Annotated in this window: 10 protein-coding genes; 4 read left to right on the top strand and 6 right to left on the bottom strand. The window is 66.1% G+C overall.

The window, feature by feature from the left end:
* Positions 1-67: 67 nt before the first annotated feature.
* Both DAAJ005_RS05810 and DAAJ005_RS05805 read right to left on the bottom strand, forming a co-directional pair.
* Positions 68-460: a putative immunity protein gene (locus tag DAAJ005_RS05810; RefSeq protein ID WP_151848414.1), complete on the bottom strand. Its 393-nt coding sequence runs from the start codon at positions 458-460 to the stop codon at positions 68-70.
* Entirely contained in the window at positions 457-1,497 is a 1,041-nt protein-coding gene (locus DAAJ005_RS05805) for a M42 family metallopeptidase (protein WP_151846288.1), read from the bottom strand. Before DAAJ005_RS05805 ends, DAAJ005_RS05810 begins: the two co-directional genes overlap by 4 nt.
* A gap of 105 nt (positions 1,498-1,602) precedes the next feature.
* On the opposite strand from DAAJ005_RS05805, the gene lpdA reads away from it, so the two are divergent.
* Both lpdA and DAAJ005_RS05795 read left to right on the top strand, forming a co-directional pair.
* The gene (gene lpdA / locus DAAJ005_RS05800) at positions 1,603-3,009 is read left to right on the top strand and encodes a dihydrolipoyl dehydrogenase (RefSeq protein WP_151846287.1); all 1,407 of its coding nucleotides are present in this window, start codon (positions 1,603-1,605) and stop codon (positions 3,007-3,009) included.
* A gap of 63 nt (positions 3,010-3,072) precedes the next feature.
* A complete protein-coding gene (locus tag DAAJ005_RS05795) occupies positions 3,073-4,020 on the top strand; it encodes a type I phosphomannose isomerase catalytic subunit (RefSeq protein ID WP_151846286.1) in 948 nt (315 codons plus the stop codon).
* Between the two features lie 4 nt (positions 4,021-4,024).
* On the opposite strand, the gene DAAJ005_RS05790 is transcribed toward DAAJ005_RS05795, so the two are convergent.
* Entirely contained in the window at positions 4,025-5,458 is a 1,434-nt protein-coding gene (locus DAAJ005_RS05790; RefSeq protein ID WP_151846285.1) for a phosphoglucomutase/phosphomannomutase family protein, read from the bottom strand.
* A 187-nt stretch (positions 5,459-5,645) separates the two neighbouring features.
* On the opposite strand from DAAJ005_RS05790, the gene DAAJ005_RS05785 reads away from it, so the two are divergent.
* Together DAAJ005_RS05785 and DAAJ005_RS05780 are read left to right on the top strand one after the other, a co-directional pair.
* Positions 5,646-7,238 (top strand): ABC transporter substrate-binding protein, encoded by a 1,593-nt coding sequence (locus DAAJ005_RS05785; RefSeq protein ID WP_151846284.1) that lies wholly within the window; start codon positions 5,646-5,648, stop codon positions 7,236-7,238.
* Between the two features lie 122 nt (positions 7,239-7,360).
* Positions 7,361-8,554 (top strand): M20 family metallopeptidase, encoded by a 1,194-nt coding sequence (locus tag DAAJ005_RS05780; RefSeq protein ID WP_151846283.1) that lies wholly within the window; start codon positions 7,361-7,363, stop codon positions 8,552-8,554.
* Positions 8,555-8,611: 57 nt separating this feature from the next.
* On the opposite strand, the gene mutL is transcribed toward DAAJ005_RS05780, so the two are convergent.
* From mutL to DAAJ005_RS05765, 3 genes are all read right to left on the bottom strand, one after another.
* Positions 8,612-10,285: a DNA mismatch repair endonuclease MutL gene (gene mutL / locus DAAJ005_RS05775; protein WP_151846282.1), complete on the bottom strand. Its 1,674-nt coding sequence runs from the start codon at positions 10,283-10,285 to the stop codon at positions 8,612-8,614.
* Between the two features lie 199 nt (positions 10,286-10,484).
* Positions 10,485-11,633: a [LysW]-lysine hydrolase gene (locus DAAJ005_RS05770; protein WP_151846281.1), complete on the bottom strand. Its 1,149-nt coding sequence runs from the start codon at positions 11,631-11,633 to the stop codon at positions 10,485-10,487.
* Positions 11,623-13,044: a hypothetical protein gene (locus DAAJ005_RS05765; protein ID WP_151846280.1), complete on the bottom strand. Its 1,422-nt coding sequence runs from the start codon at positions 13,042-13,044 to the stop codon at positions 11,623-11,625. The genes DAAJ005_RS05770 and DAAJ005_RS05765 overlap by 11 nt, the downstream gene beginning before the upstream one ends.
* Positions 13,045-13,046 lie beyond the last annotated feature (2 nt).

Genomic DNA, 13,046 nt, shown 5'->3' with positions numbered 1-13,046 from the left:
CTTTTGACTGGTACAGCTCGTAGAGAGGGGAGCTGGCTGCAAAGCCGACTGAAGAGTTTTTTCTCTCTCAGCCGAACGCAAAGGCGCACAGCCGCTCTGGAAGCTGTTGCCGTTGCCATTCGAGTTCCGCCTCCACATCCGAAGCCGCAGCCCGCGCGTATCTAGCCGCGTGCGGCGCGTGCGTCACGACATGCGCGGTGGCAGCGGCATGTCCAGCGGCGCGGGCCGCCGAGGTAGCCGCAGGTGTCGGGGCATCACGTGCCGCCGCATGGGCGGCAAAGGCAGCAGCCCGCACCACGCTCACGCCCAGATCGCCCTGCACCCAGGTCCGCACAGCCTCCACCGCTTTCCGGGGGCGGTCGTCCTGCGGACGGTGGGCCTCGAAAATGTCCAGCACATGCTCCGCGCACACCGCTGCCCACAGCGCCAGCAGGCGGTGATCTTCCGGGTTCGGTTTTATTCTTCTCTTCCCAGATACGCCAGCATCAGCGCCGTCGTGTCGCGCAGGGCGTCGGTGTGCATCCGCTCGTAGGAGTGGCTGGCGTCCACGCCGGGGCCGATCAGCGCCACCGGGTAGTCGCCACCCGCCCGCCACGCCGCCGTGCCATCCGAGGAATAGAAGGGATACAAATCCACCCGCAGGTCCAGGTTCGCAGAGGCCGCCGCCGCCCGCAAACGGTTGCCCAGTGCGTGATCGTAGGGACCACCGCTGTCCGCCACGCACAACGTGACGCAGTGTTCGCTGCTGGTCTGGCCGCTTCCCACCGCCGCCATATCCACCGCGATCAGTTCATCGGTGTGGGGCGGGATGCCCGTGGCCGCGCCGTGGCCGACTTCCTCGTAGGTGGTGACGTGAAAGGCCACCGTTCTGGCAGGCGGAGTCTTGACCAGTTCCTTCGTGACGGCCAGGAAAATTGCCACCGCTGCCTTGTTGTCCAGGTGACGGGATTTGATGTACCCGGCGGCAGTCACGCGGGGCCGAGCGTCATAACTGACGAAATCACCCACGCCGATGCCCAGGGTGCGAGTCTCGGCCGCGCTCTCCGTACGCTCGTCCAGCCGGACTTCCATCACGGCGGCCTCGCGCTTCAGGTCACGCAGGGCCGCACCGTGGACGTGGGTACTCTGGCGGATGTTGACCACTGTTCCCGTAATCACGCGCCCGCTCTGGGTATGCACCCGCACGTCCTCACCTTCCACGGTGGCCCAGTCGTAGCCGCCCAGCATGGACAGCAGCAACCGCCCGTTGGGCTTGATGCCCTTGACCATCGCCCCCAGAGTGTCGGTGTGGCCGCTGAAGGTGACGTGTCCATCACCGCTGCCAGGAACTTCCCAGGTCAGTGCGCCCTTGCGGGTTCGCGTGGGCGTGAGTCTCAGCGCCGCCACTTCCTTTTCGATCAGCGCAACGGCAGCTTCCGTAAATCCGGTGGGGCTGGGAGTGTCCAGTAGGCGCACGAGGACGTCCAGCGTGTAGTCCAGATCAAAAGCAGGGTTCATGACCCCCAATATGGCGGATCAGCGCCTCTGTCTCCAGCCCAGAGACTCCAGCGCCGGGACGCGCCACCATCCGTTTTCGCCCGCAGTGATACGCTCAGGGGCGATATGGATTCCTATGATGTGTTGGTCATCGGCGGCGGCCCGGCGGGGTACGTGGCCGCCATTCGCGCCGCCCAGTTGGGCTTCAAGACCGCCTGCGTGGACGATTTTACGCGGGACGGCAAACCCAGTCTGGGCGGCACCTGCCTGAACGTGGGCTGCATTCCCAGCAAGGCCATGCTGGACAGCAGCGAGAAGTTCGAGATGATCGCGCATGACGTGGCCGATCACGGCATCATGGTGGACGGCCTGAAGATGGACCTGGGCAAGATGCTGTCGCGCAAGACGGGCGTGGTGGACAAGCTGACGGGCGGCATCGCCTACCTGTTCAAGAAGAACAAGATCACCTCGATTTCGGGCCTGGGCAAGCTGGTCCGCCCCGACGGCGACGAGTGGATCGTGGACGCCGCCGGAACCGAGGTCAAGGCCAAGAACGTGATCGTGGCGACGGGCAGCAGCCCCCGCGAACTGCCGCTGGCTCCCTTTGGCGGGCATGTGGTGGAGAACAGCGGCGCGCTGGCCTTTACCGAGGTTCCCCAGAAACTGGGCGTGATCGGCGCGGGCGTCATCGGCGTGGAGCTGGGCAGCGTGTGGCGTCGCTTGGGCGCGGAGGTCACCATTCTGGAAGCCCTGCCCGGTTTCCTGCTGGCCGCCGATGATGCGGTTGCCAAGGAATCCCTCAAACAGTTCAAGAAGCAGGGGCTGGACTTCCACTTCAGCGTCAACATCACCAAAGTGGAGCAGTCTGATATGGGCGTCAGCGTGACCTACACCGAAAAAGAGCAGGAAGTCACGGCGCAGTTCGACAAGTTGATCGTGTCCATTGGGCGCGTGCCACACACCTCGGGCCTGGGCGCGGACGCCGTGGGGCTGGGGCTGGACGAGCGCGGCTACGTCAAGGTGGACAGCCATTATCGCACCAACCTGAAGGGTATCTACGCCATCGGTGACGTGATCGGCGGCGCGATGCTGGCCCACAAGGCCGAGGAAGAGGGCGTGGCGCTGGCCGAGCAACTGGCGGGTCAGGCCGGACACGTCAATTACGACGTGATTCCCTGGGTGATCTATACCTCGCCCGAAATCGCCTGGGCGGGCCTGACCGAGAAAGCCGCAAAAGGCGCGGGCCACAACGTCAAGACCGGACAGTTCCCCTTCAGCGCCAACGGACGCGCGCTGGGCCACGGCGATCCGCGCGGATTTGTCAAAGTGGTGGCCGACGCCGACACCGACAAGCTGCTGGGCGTCCACATGGTAGGCCCTAACGTGTCGGAACTGATTGGCGAAACCGTGGCGATCATGGAATTCGGCGGCTCCTCCGAGGACCTGGCCCGCACCATCCACGCACACCCCACCCTCAGCGAAGTGGTCAAAGAAGCGGCGCTGGCGGCAGGCGGACGCGCGCTGCACATGTAAGTTGGGCAACATCAGAAGAGGGGCAGACCAGATCACGGTCTGCCCCTCTTCTATGATGTGGGCATGCCCCACACCCTCTCATCTCCCCTGCCGCTGGAATCCAAACTGGTTGAACGCGTGTGGGGCGGCACCCGGCTGATCCCGGAAGGCGGCGACCACAGCAAGCCCATTGGCGAGGCGTGGGTGATCGGCGAGGACAACCATGTGTCGGGCGGCCCCCACGCCGGGCAGACGCTAGCCGAACTGACGAAGCAGTTTCCGGCAGAGTTGCTGGGCACGCGCGCTTCCAGCACCCGCTTTCCGCTGCTGATCAAATTGCTGGACTGCGCCGACTGGCTGAGCGTGCAGGTCCACCCCGATGACGCACAGGCCCGCATGCTGGAAGGCGAGGGCCACTTGGGCAAAACCGAGGCGTGGCAGGTGCTGGAGGCAGACACGGGCGCGCAGATCATCGCGGGCATCAAGCCAGATACAACTCAGGACGACTTGAGTGAGGCGATTCTGGACGGGAAGGTCATGGACCACGTCGCCTACACCCCCGTTCAGGCCGGGAACACCTTCATGATTCCCGCCGGAACCGTGCATGCGCTGGGGCCAGGGGTCTTTCTGTACGAGGTCCAGCAGACCAGCGACCTGACCTACCGCATCTACGACTGGGACCGGCCCGCCGCCGCTGGCCGCACCCTGCACCTCGAAAAGAGCGCGGAAGTGTCCCGCCCCTGGCCCGCGCCCGCCGCTGCCCTCCCCCCCGCCGGGGACGCCGTTCAGGAGCTGACCCGCTGCGGCTACTTCTTGCTGGAGCGGCTGAACAGCAAAGGAAGCAAGCTGACGGGCGATACTGCCGGGCAGACTTTCCACGTTCTGACCGTCACTGTGGGCGAGGCGCAGGTGGAGGCCGGGGGAGAAACCCGGCGACTGGGCCAGTTCGAGTCGCTGCTGCTGCCCGCCGCTGTGGGCACATATCAGCTTTCCGGCAACTTTCAGATGCTGCGGTCCAGCCTGCCAGACTGAAAGTTCAGCCAGATTGATGTCCCGGATCGTACCCGTACACGCGCCGGGTGGCCTCATCCAGAATGGCGCGCAGATCGGCCTCGCTCTGGGCCTCAACATAAACGCGCACCACCGGCTCGGTGCCGGAAGCGCGGAACATGGCCGAGTCTCCGCCCGCCAGCGTCAGCTTCACGCCGTCGCGTGTGTTGACGCCCTCCACGGCATGGCCCGCCACTTCCTTAAAGTTCTGGGCAGCGGCCAGCAGCGCGGCCTTATCGAACTGGTCACTCAGGTGCAGATCGGCGCGGTCATAGTGATGCCGGAAGCCCACTTCCTTCTCAATATCGGCAAACAATTGGTGCAGACTTTTACCACTCGCCGCCATCGCCTCGATCATCAGCAGGCTGTTCAGCAGGCCGTCGCGCTCCGGGATGTGCCCGCGTGAGGACAGGCCGCCGGATTCCTCGCCGCCGATCAGCACGGCTTTCGATTCGTCGTCCTGCCCCTCCAGAAAAGCGTCGGTGATGTACTTGAAACCCACCGGGGTTTCCAGCACTTCCAGCCCCAGCTTCTGCGCCAGCAACTCGATCACGCGGCTGCCCGACACCGTTTTGACCACACGCCCGCGCAGACCGCGTACACGGTACAGATGCGCGGTCAGCACGGCGAAGATTTGATGGCTGTTGAAGAAGTGCCCCCCCGCTGTGACCGCACCCACCCGGTCCGCGTCGCCATCGGTCACCACGCCCAGCGTCGGCCCGGATTCTTCGGCCAGCAAGCCCATCAACTCGCCCAGACTCTGCGGCACGGGTTCCGGGTTGACGCCGTGAAACAGCGGATCGGGGCGTCCGTGTAGTTCCGTCAGATCGAGCTGCAATCCGGCGTGTTCGGCGTACCCGGTCAGCCAGCCACAGGCCGCGCCGCCCATCGGATCGTGAATGACGCGGCCCCGGTAGGCGCGCAGCACGTCCAGATCGAGTTGCCGGTCCAGTTGCTCGTAATACGCCTGCCGGATCTCCAGGGGACGCACCGTGCCGCGCGGGCCGCTGTAGGCTTCGGGCGCGTTCAGGGCGGCCTCCACCTGGGCCACGATGCTCGGGGTGGCGCTGCCGCCGTAGCTGCCCTTGAGCTTGTAGCCGCTGTAGGCAGGCGGGTTGTGGCTGGCCGTGACCATCACACCCCCTGCCGCAACGTGATGGACGACGGCAAAGGACAGGGCTGGGGTGGGCAGATACTCGGCAGCCAGCCACACGTCCAGCCCCTGTTCGGCCATCGTTTCGGCCACCACGCGGGCAAAATTCGCGCCCTGAAAACGGGTGTCGAAGCCCACAACCACCGAACTGCCGCCTGCCTGACTGAGAACCTGGGCATGGGCACGCGCCACATGCCGCACGTTGTCGTAGGTGAATTCATCGGCGATGATGTCGCGCCAGCCGTCCGTTCCGAATTTAATGGGCATGCAGGAGTCTCCGGTCCACAGCGTAGCAAGAAGCGTCTGACAGCACCCCGGCAAGGCCGGGGCAGACACGCGGTCTGGGCAACGGGTTTGACTTTGTCCTCCGCAGTCCCTAGCCTCACAGCAGCTTCGACAATCCAGCCCGGCCCCGATCACGCCTTTCCCTTTTTTCCAGCTTCAGGAGGCTTCTATGCGGCGTACCCTTTTTCTTTCCCTGGCCCTGCTGGGCGCAGCGTCTTACGGCACCTCGGCAAGCGCGGCCACCCTGGTCTACGGCGCGGGCGGCGAACCCGTCTCGCTGGATTCCGGCACCATCACCGACGGCAACTCGGCCACCCCACAGATGATGGTCTACGACGGCCTGGTGCGCTTCAAGAACGGCACCAGCGACATCTCGCCCAGTCTGGCCCTCAAGTGGACCACCAATGCCGATTCCACCGAGTGGACCTTTTACCTGCGGCCCGGAGTCAAGTTCACCGACGGCACGCCCTTCAATGCCGACGCGGTGGTGTACAACGTCAACCGCTGGTGGGACCCGGCAGCCCCCGGCGGCGCAAAGGAACTGGGCAAGTCCTTTACCTCCTGGCAGTTCATCTTCGGCGGCTTTAAAGGCGACGCCGGGACCATCCTGAAAAGCGTGCGGGCAGATGGACAGAGCAAGGTGATCTTCACCATGACGCGCGGCTATGCGCAGCTTCCCGAAACGATGGCAACCAGCTTCTTTGGCATTGCCAGCCCGGCGGCCATCAAGAAGGCCGGGACCAAATACGGCACGCCCGCCGCGCTGCCGGTGGGGACTGGGCCGTTCATCATGCAGGAGTGGAAGACCGGAGACCGCATCAACTTGATCCCAAACAAGGCGTACTGGGGAAACAAGGCCAAATACGACGCGCTGGTGCTGCGTTTCCTGAAAGACCCCAGCACCCGCCTGAACGAACTCAAGGCCGGAACGATTGACTTCACCACCGATCTGAACCCCGAACAACTCAGCTCGATCAAGGCCGACAAGAACCTGGCAGCGGTGCTGGTGCCGTCGTTCAACGTGGGCATGCTGAGCCTGAACCTGGGCAACAAGTACCTGAAAAACGACAAGGTGCGGCAGGCGATCAGCATGGCGATCAACAAAAAGGCCATCGTGGATGCGTTCTGGGGCGATTTGGGCGTGACCGATGCCAACTTCCTGCCCCCGGCACTGAAGTGGGCCAACAGCCCGTCCGTTCCCGCCGATTACAAATTTGACCCGGCAGCCGCCAAGAAACTGCTGGCCGACGCGGGCTACCCGAACGGCTTCACCCTGGACCTGTGGTATATGCCGGTGTCCCGCCCCTACTTCCCCACGCCCAAGCCGATTGCCGAGGCAATGGCCGCCGATCTGGCCGCCATTGGCATCAGGGCCACCCTGAAGACCGAGGACTGGGCCAAGTACCTGGATGACCGCAACAAGGCCCCCGGTTTTGACATGTACATGATCGGCTGGACGGGGCCATATGCCAGCCCGTATAACTTCTACAACACCTACTACGGCGAGGAAGCCACGGCGGACAACAATTACGGCAGCCAGAAGATCTTTGATCAGCTCCGCATTGCCGCCGCCGCCAGCACCCGCGCAGCCCAGGCCAAGGCCTATGCCCAGATTCACCAGATCACCTACGACGCCAACGTCCGGTTGCCCATCGTGCATTCACGCCCACTGGCGGCCATCCGCACCTACGTCAAGGGCTGGCAGCCGGGACCGTCCAGCCTGCTGCCCTTCGAGGACATCACGATTGACGGCAAGAAGTGAGGGGTCAAACGGTCTAACCGTCAAACCGCTAAAAAGCTCTGCCACCTAAAGTTCTGTGGGGTGACGCGAATGGTCTTTCACGTCACCCCTTCGCCTCTCAGAGTCACCCCACGAGGTTTTCCATGACCCAGAGCATCCGTCAGCCCACACAGGCCAGCATCGAGGATTACGCATTGCAGCAGCAGGTGATCCAGTGGCGTCGCTACCTGCACGAGAACCCGGAACTGTCGTTTCACGAGAACGAGACCGCCGATTTCGTGGAAGGCCAGCTCAGTAAACTCCCCAACCTGACGGTCACGCGGCCCACGCCCACCAGCGTGCTGGCGACGCTGAAAGGTGGGGCGGGGCCGGGGCGCACGGTCCTGCTGCGGGCCGACATGGACGCGCTGCCCATCACCGAGGAAACCGGGCTGCCGTTTGCCAGCAAGCGCGAGGGCGTCATGCACGCCTGCGGCCATGACGCGCACACGGCCATGCTGCTGGGCGCAGCCAAGGTGCTGTCGGGGCAGCCAGAGAAGCTCTGCGGCGAAGTGCGGTTCATCTTCCAGCACGCCGAGGAACATTTCCCAGGCGGCGCACAGCAGATCGTGGACAGCGGCGCGCTGGCGGGGGTGGACGTGGTGATGGGCGAACACGTCATGAGTCCCATTCCTGCCGGGGTGATCATGCTGCGCGAGGGGCCGCTGATGGCCTCGCCGGACGGCTTCGACATCGTGATTCAGGGCAAAGGGGGCCACGGCGCGCAGCCGCACCAGACGGTGGACCCGGTGGTGATCGCCGCGCAGATCGTGCTGGCCTTTCAGAGCGTGATCTCGCGCCAGCTCGATCCGATTGTGCCCGCCGTCCTGAGCGTCACCCAGATTCACTCTGGCACCGCCCACAACATCATTCCCGACACGGCCACGCTGAACGGCACGGTGCGGACCTTTGACCCCGAACTGCGAAAGCTGATGCCACAGCGCATGGAAAAGATCGTGCAGGGCATCACCGAGGCGTTCGGGGCCACCTACACCTTCAGCTATCAGAACGGCTACCGCGCCACCATCAACGACGCGGCCACCACCGCGATTCTGCGCGAGGTGGCCCAGGAAACGTTTGGCGACACGGTGACGGTCACCGAGGGCCAGCCATTGATGGGCAGCGAGGATTTCAGCGCCTACATGACGGTGGCCCCCGGAACCTTCGTGCTGATCGGCGCGGGCGGCCCGGATTATGCCCCGCACCACCACCCCAGATTCGACATCGACGAACGCGCGCTGGACCACGGCACACGGATGTATATCGGGGCGGCCCGGCGGCTGACACAGCCACTTTAAGGGCATGTTAGAGGGAGAAGGGGCGCGTGAATTTTCACTGCGCCCCTTCTTTTTTGCTCAATTCCGCTGGGTTTCTTTCGGCACCACTTTCTTCTCGGCGTCCCGTCCCCGTGCCACGTCCCGCACTCCCCGCCGCCCGAAGGCGTGCGCCAGATCGCGCTCCGAGAGGCGCAGGGTGGTGGGGCGTCCGTGGGGGCAGGCCCACGGGTGTTCGCAGTCGGCCAGAGCAGCCAGCACCAGCTCACCGCGCCCGTGATCCAGCATTCCGGCCTTGAGGGCAGGCGCACACGCCAGATTCGCCAGCACGTCGCGGCGCGGATCGGGGCCACCCCCCAGGGCACCCTCTACGATCTGCTCGTGCAGGCGGGGGATTTTCAGGGCGGCCAGCGCGGCGGGCAGGGTTCGCAATCTTGCCAGCCCCGCGCCGAAGTCCTCGATTTCCAGGCCCCAGCCGCGCAGTTCCTCGTGGCGTTCATCCAGCGCTGCCAACTGCTGAGCGGTCAGGTGCAGCAGTTCCGGCTCGGGCAGCTCCACGGGCGGGGCCGTCAGGAGTTCGCGCGTGAGCCGCTCGTACAGCGCGCGTTCGTGGGCGGCGTGGGCATCCACCACCCACAGGTCACCCTCGCCCTGGGCCAGCAGGTACAGCTCCTGATAGATGCCCACCAGCGTCAGTTCGGGGAAAGAGCCGTTTCGCGGCGATTCGGAGGGTTCGGGCGGGGCGATCAGGGCAGGCGCGGCGCGGGCCAGCGGGTGCTGTGCCAGGGCTGCCGCCACCGCTTCCCGCACCCGCGCGGCCACGCCGCTCAGATCGGCCAGGGCCACCACCTGCTTGGCGGGGTGGACATTGGGATTGTGATCCCCCGGCGCAACGGTGATGTCCAGCACGCAAAGCGGCGCGGCCCCGGCGGGCAGCAGCTCGGCATACCCGTCGATCACCGCCTTTTCCAGCTCTGGCGGCGCGAGGATGGGCCGCCCATTGACACTGAAGTGCATCCGGTCCCGCCGCACCCGCGTCAGCTCCGGGCGCGAGACGACGCCCAGGACACCCACCCCGTCCCCAGCCGATTCCACTTTCAGGACCCGGTTGGCATTCAGCGGGCCGTACACGCTCGCCACCGCGCCCCGGTGATCGGCAGGGGCGTGGGTGAGTTTGGGATCGCCGTCCACGCTCAGCCGCCAGTGCAGGCCCGAATGGTGCAGCACGTAACGGCCCACCAGCGCGGTGATCTCGCGCACCTCGGCGGCTGGGGCAGCCTGGGTCCGCAGGCGGGCAGGCAGGCGGGAAAAGAGGCCGCGCACCATGACCGTGGTGCCTGCCGGGGCAGCGGCGCGGCCCACCCGCACGTCCTCGCCCTGCGCCCAGACCTCCGAGGCCCCCACCTGACCCGCCGGGCGGGTGATCAGGTGCAGTTCCCCGGCCTGTGCCGCCGCCCACAGCGCCTCGCCCCGGAAGCCCAGCGTGGTCACGCGTTCCACCGCCCCGGCCACGGGTTCCAGCTTGCTGGTGGCGTGGCGCACTGCCGCCAGTTCCACGCTGTCCGCACCGATGCCGCCCCCGTTGTCACGCACCCGCACGAGCGAGAGGCCGCCGCCCTCCAGCTCGATCTCAATGCGGCTCGCCCCGGCGTCCAGCGCGTTGTCCACCAGTTCGCGCACCACGTCCAGCGGGCGCGAGACCACCTCGCCCGCCGCGATCAGCCGGGCGACTTCGGGGGGCAGGACGCGAATCATGTGGGCAAGCGTAGCGCACGCCCCGGAGGGCCATTGCGGCGCATTTCGCGCTTGCCCGTTTCTCTTTATTGCTATAACTGATACGGGTTCCGTCTATTTCGTGCAGAAATCGGGACAGCGCCGATTCCTTCACTCCATGCCCGGAACCCGTTTTTCTCCCACTCACTCCGTCCGGATTTCCAGGTGTTTCCAACACTTTTCAATCGGAGTCCGTATGACTCTTCTGCGAAACCGAGGCTGCCAGCCGCGTGAGCGCGTCGGTCAGGATCAGCACGGCGCGGTCATATTCGGCCAGATCCAGCCGTTCGTCGGGGGTGTGGTCCAGCGCGCTGTCACCGGGGCCGTAGGCCAGCGTGGGCACCGGCCAGTGGGCGGCCACCACGTTCATGTCGCTGGTGCCCGTCTTGACCTTGAAGACCGGGGTGCCGCCGTGGGCACGAATAGCCACACGCATGGCACGGGTCAGGGCATTGTCCTTGGGGTAGCGCACAGCGGTTTCATGGCCGACAAAGGTCACGGACACGCTGACAAGATCGCCCAGCAGCTCCAGAATCTGTGCCTGCGCGTCCTGTGGCGAGAGGCGCGGCGGCAGACGCAGGCCGAACGTCGCCTCGGCCCGCTGGGTCAGGCCGTCGCCCGCTGAGCCGATGCCCTGGATGGTGGCCTGCACGGAGTCGAAGATGCCCACGCCCCCGGCACCCTGATCACTGGCGCTGGCTGCGGCCCAGGCACGCACACGAAACCACGCCTCGGTCAGATCGTCGGCGGCGCTGCTGCCCTCTCCCGCCGTGTGGAAGTTGTCCTTTTCGGCGCGGACCTGCGCCACCAGTCGGCCCTTGTAGCCCAGCGTCAGGCCTTCCCAGCCGCTGGGTTCGCCGATCAGCACGGCGTCGGGGTGTAGCACCTCCCGGATGTGCCGCGCGCCCCGGCTGCTGGGGGCCTCTTCCTCGGTTGCGCCGATCACCACGAAACGGACGTGGTCCAGGGCCTGCGGAGGCAGCGCCGCCACCGCCGCCATGAAGGTACACAGCGAACCCTTGGCGTCCACGCTGCCGCGCCCATGCAGCACGCCGTCACCGTCCACCCGCACCGGAATGTCGCCCGGCACGGTGTCCATGTGGCCCAGCAAGGCCACGGTAAAGGGACCGTTGCCGCGCGCTCCCACGGCGTTGCCCGCCCCGTCCACCTGGGCCGCGAAGCCGCGCGCCTCCATCCAGTCGCGCAGAAATCCGGCCACCTCCGCTTCCTGCCCGGACAGGGACGCGATGGAGACGGCCCCGATCAGCAGTTCGCGGGCGTCCCGCTGGGCGTCGGTGTGGGGTCCGGTGCTGTGGGTCTCAGCCGTCATGGGCAGTGGTCCGCGCCGGGCCGGGCACGCGGGCCATCAGCGCCAGCAGGGCCGACAGTTCACCCAGCGCCAATAGCGCAATAGCGCCCACGCCGCCCGACAGCAGGGTCCAGATTCCGGCCAGCGCCTGATCGCCCGTGAACTGGAAGAAGGCCAGCGCCAGCGCGGCCACGAACAGCACCGCGCCCAGCAGCTTCAGCCGCCCGGCCAGACCTTCCACGGTGCCCGCCTGCCGCGCCAGCGCCGTGGCTGCCGCCACCTTCGACAGGGCGGTCACGGGCGGCGCAGCGGTGGGCATGGGATCAGAAACGGCCTGAAGTTCAGGCTTCGGGCTGTCGGGGGCAGTGTTGCCGGGAACCGCCACAGCGCTGCGCGGAATGGGACGGTTGGGCAGCTCGATTCTGGAGGCAGCCTGGTCTGCTGGAATGTCAGAGAGAGGCGCGGCGGTCTGGCCCTTGCGGAGTTCTGGTTTGGACAGCTCGGCCTGAGGTGCGCCAACTCTGGATACATCGGCTTTGGATGTCTCGGGTTTGGCCGTACCGGGCTTGGTGATGTCAGACCTGACAGCTTCCACTTTTGCTGCAACCACTGCACCCAGCCCCGGCTTGCTGACATTCGGCGAGAAGCTCGACGACGAGATGACCACTGGATTCTCGGCGCTGCCGCCAGTCTTCGTGGATTCGGAGGACGCAGTTGGGGGAAGCGTAGGCGTGGCCGCGCCAGCCGTCGCGGGGCTAGCGCTCAGGGTAGATCCGGCAGCCGCTGGAGTCTGGGTCTTGCTGTCTTCTGGAGCCTTGTCCTGCTCGGGCGCTGCACCCTGCATGTCGGGGGAAGAACTGGCCGGGGCGCTGGCCTTCGCGGACTCCCCGGTCTGGGGGCCTGCATCCGGGCTGCCGGAAGCTGCGGGCATCCCGGCCATTTCTGGAACCGTGGCGTCTGAAACGGTGGCTGCGGAATCGGTGTGCGCCTGGGTGTTCTGGGCCTTGGCCTCACCATCTGCCACTGCCCCACCTGCAACTGCCCCATCTGCTACTGCGGGCGCGGACCCGAAAGTCTTGGCCCCGCCAGGGGTGGGCGTGGGCGAATCCGGCAGGTCCTTGGCGCGGGCGGTGGCGCTGCGCACGCCCTTGAAGAAGGTCTGGACCTGGGCCACGTCGAAGCCCAGCAGGCTGGCGGTCAGGGCCGTTCCGGCGGGGGTTTCCACCCGCAGCAGCCCAGCCTGATCGCTGTGGATACGGGTCAGGTCACGCAGGGTCACGCGCCGCGTGCCGCCGCCGTCCTGGTAGATCAGCAGATCGCCCGTCAGGACGAACAGCGCGTCCTCACGTTCCAGCGACATCAGGGGCACGTCGGTGATTCCACTGGTTTTCAGGGCCGTCTGGGCACGTTCACTCTGGGCACTCTGGGTCATGT

Source organism: Deinococcus sp. AJ005 (genome assembly GCF_009017495.1).
GTDB lineage: Bacteria > Deinococcota > Deinococci > Deinococcales > Deinococcaceae > Deinococcus.
This window is presented reverse-complemented; position numbering and strand designations above follow the sequence as displayed.

Bases quoted from the DNA above. Each gene is read 5' to 3' on its own strand.
- DAAJ005_RS05805 (WP_151846288.1), bottom strand. From the start codon at position 1,497: ATGAACCCTGCTTTTGATCTGGACTACACGCTGGACGTCCTCGTGCGC.
- lpdA (WP_151846287.1), top strand. From the start codon at position 1,603: ATGGATTCCTATGATGTGTTGGTCATCGGCGGCGGCCCGGCGGGGTAC.
- DAAJ005_RS05795 (WP_151846286.1), top strand. From the start codon at position 3,073: ATGCCCCACACCCTCTCATCTCCCCTGCCGCTGGAATCCAAACTGGTT.
- DAAJ005_RS05790 (WP_151846285.1), bottom strand. From the start codon at position 5,458: ATGCCCATTAAATTCGGAACGGACGGCTGGCGCGACATCATCGCCGAT.
- DAAJ005_RS05785 (WP_151846284.1), top strand. From the start codon at position 5,646: ATGCGGCGTACCCTTTTTCTTTCCCTGGCCCTGCTGGGCGCAGCGTCT.
- DAAJ005_RS05780 (WP_151846283.1), top strand. From the start codon at position 7,361: ATGACCCAGAGCATCCGTCAGCCCACACAGGCCAGCATCGAGGATTAC.
- mutL (WP_151846282.1), bottom strand. From the start codon at position 10,285: ATGATTCGCGTCCTGCCCCCCGAAGTCGCCCGGCTGATCGCGGCGGGC.
- DAAJ005_RS05770 (WP_151846281.1), bottom strand. From the start codon at position 11,633: ATGACGGCTGAGACCCACAGCACCGGACCCCACACCGACGCCCAGCGG.
- DAAJ005_RS05765 (WP_151846280.1), bottom strand. From the start codon at position 13,044: ATGACCCAGAGTGCCCAGAGTGAACGTGCCCAGACGGCCCTGAAAACC.